The sequence below is a fragment of the Sulfidibacter corallicola genome (assembly GCF_017498545.1).
GTDB lineage: Bacteria > Acidobacteriota > Holophagae > Acanthopleuribacterales > Acanthopleuribacteraceae > Sulfidibacter > Sulfidibacter corallicola.
The window spans coordinates 9,286,534-9,292,576 of the sequence record NZ_CP071793.1; the positions used below are offsets into that span (position 1 = coordinate 9,286,534).

At 60.7% G+C, this 6,043-nt stretch carries 4 protein-coding genes; 2 read left to right on the forward strand and 2 right to left on the reverse strand.

The features are described 5' to 3' along the window. Nucleotides 1–6: 6 nt before the first annotated feature. On the forward strand, nt 7–1,401 hold the full coding sequence (locus tag J3U87_RS28055) for a metallophosphoesterase (protein WP_237379100.1): 1,395 nt from the start codon (nt 7–9) through the stop codon (nt 1,399–1,401). A gap of 695 nt (nt 1,402–2,096) precedes the next feature. On the opposite strand, the gene J3U87_RS28060 is transcribed toward J3U87_RS28055, so the two are convergent. Further along, complete coding sequence (locus J3U87_RS28060; protein WP_237379101.1) at nt 2,097–3,242, reverse strand: serine hydrolase domain-containing protein; 1,146 nt, start codon at nt 3,240–3,242, stop codon at nt 2,097–2,099. A gap of 426 nt (nt 3,243–3,668) precedes the next feature. Between J3U87_RS28060 and J3U87_RS28065 the strand changes: the two genes are divergently transcribed. Further along, nucleotides 3,669–5,063, forward strand: coding sequence for a phosphatidylserine decarboxylase family protein (locus J3U87_RS28065; protein WP_420038227.1), 1,395 nt, complete (start codon nt 3,669–3,671; stop codon nt 5,061–5,063). Between the two features lie 132 nt (nt 5,064–5,195). Here the strand turns inward: J3U87_RS28065 and J3U87_RS28070 are convergent, their stop codons facing one another. Beyond that, entirely contained in the window at nt 5,196–5,714 is a 519-nt protein-coding gene (locus tag J3U87_RS28070) for a Tll0287-like domain-containing protein (protein WP_237379103.1), read from the reverse strand. Nucleotides 5,715–6,043: the final 329 nt, after the last annotated feature.

The window sequence follows — 6,043 nt, forward strand, 5'->3', positions numbered from 1 at the left end:
GCGATCATGAAACATGCGTGGTTTCTGGTATCGGTGTGCCTGTCGATCCTCGTGCCCTCATCCGCCGCGGAATCGGCGGACGTCCTTTCCAGCTACGTGGCCCTGGCCTGGTCGGCCAAAGAAAGTAAAACGATGGCGTTGGCCCGCGCCATCACCTCGTCTTCGCAAACTCCGCCGTCCCTTACGGTCAACGGCAAGGCGGTCACCATGACGGCGAGAGCCAATCCCGACACCACCGCCTTCCCCGTCACGGTTTGGGAAGCGGTCATGCCGATGGGGGCCGAAGCCACGCTCGCGGGAACGGCTTTACCCGTACCGAAAAGCGATCCCCAGTCCGTCGCGATCGTCGGCGACAGCGGCTGCAAATCGGATCAAGGCTGCGACCAGGAGGCCACCTGGCCCTTCCCCGAAATCTGCGCCGAGGCCGCCACCCGTAAACCGGATTTGGTGATTCACGTGGGCGACTACAACTACCGCGGCACGCCCAGCCACTCGCCGCCCGGCAACAAGGCCTGGGTTTACGACGGATGCGGCGACGACTTCCTCAAGCAGGAGACCAAGTCCATGCCCTACGGCGACAATTGGGAGACCTGGAACCTGGATTTCTTCACGCCCGCCAAGCCCCTGTTGGCCTCGTCGCCCTGGGCCATCACGCGCGGCAATCACGAGTTGTGCGCCCGCGCCGGAGTGGGTTGGTTCTACCTGCTCGAACCCTCCTCGCCCCTGCTGGCTACGGACTACACCGCCAATCCCTGCACGGGACGTAATGCCTACACGATGCCGGCCTACGCCCTCGCGTTGGACAACCTCAACCTGCTGATGATCGACACCGCCAACCTTTGCGGCTGGGCGCTCGACGAAAGCGAAGTGCCCACCTACACCAAGGTGTATGCGCGCATGTTGGCGTTGGCCGACACCGACGCCGATTGGCTGGTGGCCCACCGGCCGCTGGTGGTCATGGGCTCGCCGACCGCGGCGCAGCCCGTGCCGGGCATCACCCAGACCGCGTTCGAAGGGAACATCACGATGACCGCGGTGCTGAAGGAACCGGAACTGAAAGGATGGGCCCAGAAGATCGACATGATGGTCAACGGCCACGTCCACCTGTTTCAATACCTGTATGCCCCGCAGGGCCAGATGCCGCCGGAATTCATCGTGGGCAACAGTGGCGTGCGGCTGGACACCTCGACCCTGAACGGCCCGGCGAGCACGACCGATCCGGCGCCAGGCGGGCAAATCTCCCTGCTGGGCAGCGTGCATGCCGAGTTCGGCTACCTCCTGTTGGCGAGCGATCCCAGTCTCCGATGGACGGCCACGCTGCACGCCCCCAACGGCAACATCCTGGAAACCTTCATGCCCTTCGCCCCCGCCGCGAAAAGCGGAAAAACGGCGGGGCATTGACGTGCCACTCCGCCTGCGATTCAACCCGGCGAGATGCTCCCAAACCGAAGCTCCACCTACAGGCTTTGCGCCACTCTTTGGATGCGGACGTTGCCTAGATACGCGCTTCGACGCGTCGGGCTGGCAGCCTTACCGGCCCTACCCAACCTGACGCCCCTCTCACGATATGGGGACTTTGGATTGTGGCACTTCGTTGGCGCGCCGCGAGGGTGATTAACGGCTTCGCTCTTTGGCGTTACCCACTTCTGCTCCATGCGTCGCTTCGATTGGTGGAGCAAGCTGCTCCACCTACAGGCTTTGCATCACTCTCAATATGCGGGCTTCTCGCAGATTGGGGCTTCAATGAACGCGCGGCTGCCAACTTGAGACGCTTCGCTCTTAAAGAGTTTGAAAAGATGGGGTTACGTGGCTTCGATTGGTGGAGCAAGCTGCTCCACCTACTGGCCTTACGCCACTCTCAATATGCGGGCTTCTCGCAGATTGGGGCTTCAATGAACGCGTGGCTGCCAACTTGAGACGCTTCGCTCTTAAAGAGTTCGAAAAGATGGGGTTACGTGGCTTCGATTGGTGGAGCAAGCTGCTCCACCTACAGGCTTTGCGCCACTCTTTGGGATCCGGGATCTGCCGGGATACCTGCTTCGACATGTCGGCCCAGCGGGCTAACTTCGCTTTTTTGTGATGCGGGAGACCCAGGCTCAGTTGGGACGCGTTTCGTCCCGCACCCATACGTAGATTTCCTTGACCAGGTCGATGCCACGCGGGCCCTCTCGCTGCATGACCGAACCGGCGATGGCCAGGTCCAGATCGGGAAAATAATAGGCGAAGGTGTTCCAGAAACCGCGGTGACCCCAACCGCGGTGACCGTCGACGTCGATGGGCTCCAAGCCCATGCGGTAGCCGTCGCCGTCTTTGGCCTCGACCGCGGTCAGCATGGTCTCGAGCGTTTCCGGTCGATCGAAGACCTTCCCGCCAAGCAGGGCGTGGAAAAAGATCGCCAACTCTCCGGCGGTGGAGATCAGGCCGCCGCCCCCGTAGAGATCGAGCGAGGGATCCCAGTCGTGGGTGTCCGTGTCGCCCAGGTACTGGTGGGCTCTAGGGACCGAAAGCTTTCCGGCATCCGGGACTTCCATTCGGGTGACCTCGAGTCCCAAGTCTTTGAATTTGAGCAATTCGGGAAAGGCCTCGGCCAGCGGTTTGCCGCTCACGCGTTCGACGATTTCACCGAGCAGAATGTAGCCCGTATCCGAGTATTGGAAATACTCGCCCGGCTTGCCCTTCGGTTCCCCGAACTCGACACATAGGCCCACCTGTTCTGCGCGCGTCCAGCGCTTGTCGGGGTCGGCCATGATGCGCTCGATGTAGCGCGGGTCGCTGGCGTGGTCGAACATCCCCGAGGTGTGGGTGAGCAGGTGCGTCACGGTGATTTTCGAGAGGGCGTAGCCGTCCGAGCGGAGCGGGTCGACGTAGGCCTTGGGCAGGTATTTTTCGATGGAGGCGCGGATGTCCAATTTCCCGGACTCCGCCAGGCGCAGAATGCTGGCCGCCGTGTAGGTTTTGGTAATGCTTGCGAGGCGAAACGGGTGTTCCGGGCGAAGCGGCCGTCCCGATTCGCGATCGATCACGCCGGCCGTGCCGTCGAATGTCAGGCCCAGCCGCGACGAACTGACGTGGAGAGCAATCGACGGCACGTCGGGGTGCCGACGAATCAAGTTCTCGATGTGTTCCTGTAAACGTGCGACGGGTTCCCCCTTTTCTCGCGGTGCGTCCCGCTCCCCTGCCTCGACGAAGGCAGCCTGCGATCCCATCAATAAAACGATCAACCAAAGAACAACCGCATTCATGGTTCCCTCTCCAAACGGTCGGCAGTCGAGCGATGGCTCAATCCTTCACGCGACATCCCAACGCCATTTGGCTCAGCGACATGGGACGACCGTCTCGATTCCGGTTATATCACAACCCCTTCATGACCCGAACAGAGAGTCCTCGGCAGGACGCTCCCGGCAAAGCCTGAAAACGGTGATCGAACGACCCTGATTACGGTCCGGGTTTCCCGAACTTCCAGGGTTCCCGATTCAATTTCTCCAGGCACCGACCACGTCGCCTACTTCAGGAACCGATGGCCTCCTCGGGAACCGCCCATGCTCGGTCACGGCCGGGAGAGCCGCATGGCCGGTCCGTCCGCGGGAATCTTTTCTTGACCACCAAGGGCTCCTGTGAAAAGCTCGAAGTAATTCCTACCCCCGCAGAAAAAATCAGAGGTCAAGAAAATGGAATCACCGAAGGTTTTTCACCAAAAAGGTGGTCACCGTTTGGGCGGTTGGCTGCCTGGAGACCCCACCCACGTGGACGGGTGGATTCGCAAACTCAAGAAACGCATCGCCGCGCGGCCCCGTGACCTGGTGCCGCCAATCAAGGCGTTCCAGGAAATGGTCTACGCCGATCAGGTCCTGCATCGAACCATGGCGGCCATGTTCGCCGAAGCCTATCTGCGCCGCAAGGAAACGCCGTTGGGCACCCCCGAGGTGCGCAATTTCGAGGAATTTCTGGTGCTGCTCAACGGCATCATGACCACGGCACCCGAGTACTACGAGTGCGAAGAACGGAAGGCGGGCCGAGAAGAGCTGGAGCCGTGCGGGCTGATCGGCTTCCCCATCAACGCCTTGCTCGATTGGCCGATGGGCACCGTATCCGGATATGACGTCTTCGCCAACAGCCTGGTAAACCAACAGTTCAAGAAGATCCTGTCGTACTGGTCGCAGTTCCTGGTGACCCAGGATTCGCGCTACGTGCTGGTGGAGGGCGACCCCGACGGCACGCCGGTGGTCATCCCCTGGCTGAGCGAAACCGCCAAGAAGGAAATGGTCGACGTGGCCTGCTCCGCGGTCGGCGAAGGTGCCGGCTGCACGGGCACCGAAACCTTCCAGGACATCTTCAACTGCAAACCGCAAGACCCCGATTACGGCTTTCAGTCGTGGGACGATTTCTTCACGCGCACCTTCGTCCCTGGCGTGCGGCCCGTCACCGCCCCGAGCGACGATCGCGTGATCGTCAACGCCTGCGAATCGGCCCCCTTCGCGCTGCGCCGCAACGTGTCCGAGTCGGCCAAGTTCTGGATCAAGGGCCAACCCTATTCGCTGGAGAACATGCTGGAGTGGGACCCCTACACGCCCCAATTCGTGGGCGGCACGGTCTACCAGGCCTTTCTCAGCGCCTTGAGCTACCACCGTTGGCACAGCCCAGTAAGCGGCACCGTCAAAAAAGCCTACGTGATCAACGGCTCCTACTATCTCGAAAACATGTACCAGGGCTTCAAGGGCCCAGGAGGAGCCGACGACGCGGCACCCAACGACTCACAGGCCTTTCTGACGGCCGTCGCCACCCGCGCACTGATCTTCATCGAAGCCGACAACCCCGACATCGGATTGATGTGCGTCATGCCGGTGGGCATGGCCGAGGTCTCCAGTTGCCAGATCACGGTCTGCGAGGGGGACCACGTGGTGAAAGGGCAGCAGTTGGGCATGTTCCACTTCGGTGGCTCCACCCACTGCCTGATCTTCCGTCCGGGTGTGGAACTGGACTTCCACCTCTACGGGCAGAAGCCCGGTCCCGATGCAAGTACCAACATCCGTATCAACACCGCCATCGCCACGGTGAAACGCTAATGCGAGCCGGTGGGCGTGAACGGCGGTCAGCACATCGCCGATGACGCCCACCTCGTCTCACGGGTCTCGATCCGAAACGGGAAACGCCGATCAGATTCATTCATGGTTGGCTTCGACCGGAACCTTCTTCACTCAAGGATTGCGGGCGACCTTGATCGCGCCGCGCAATTGGCCCGGCCGATACCCCACCGCACGGTCCACGGGATAGGACTCCGCAATTTTGTCCGCCACCTGGGGAGGCAGGTTCTCTCCGTGGCAGGTGAGACACACCGGTTGAATCAAGAGCGGTTTGTAGACGGCCCCATCCAAACGATACAGCGGCTTCAACGCCTTCTTTTCGAGGTCGGCGCGCATGAGATCCATAAGATCGCGCTCGGATGCGGTGGCCAGGTTTTTCGGGTTGCGGGGTCGATCCGTAATGCGGCTGAGCGTCAGGCCCTGTTCCTTGGAAACCTTGCCGGTGATGGGCATGGCTTCCACGTTGCAAATTCGAATCGCTTCCGCCGGCCCCCCCTCCTGGAGACCCGCTTTCAGGCGGCCGCCCAATTGCTTCATCAACCCGGCAGCGGCGGCCTCCGCCGTTTTGTCGGAAATCGCGTCTTGAAAAAAGAACGCCGAACACACCATCAATACGCAAACATAGAGTTTCATTTCCTAACCTCACCATCTGGAATGACTCAGTTTATCGAAGGAATTTCGATTAAGGGCAACGACAGCACCATCGTCCGTTCGAAGAGGTGTGCGGAGGTTTCAGAACCAGGTGCTCCACCGCACTTCAGGACGAGAGAGCATGTGGCCTAACTGGTTGTGCTGTCGGCATCGAGCGCCAGAACCTGATTCAGACACAGTTTCAATAGCAACAAGCCCAACAGGATTTCGCCTGGGCTTTTTTGAATGGCGCCTCAGGTTGCCTTGTATTTCGTCCAGGAAACCCGTGGTTTCGTGGAGGGAATTTCTTCGAAGGTTCAGGGTTCCTAAGG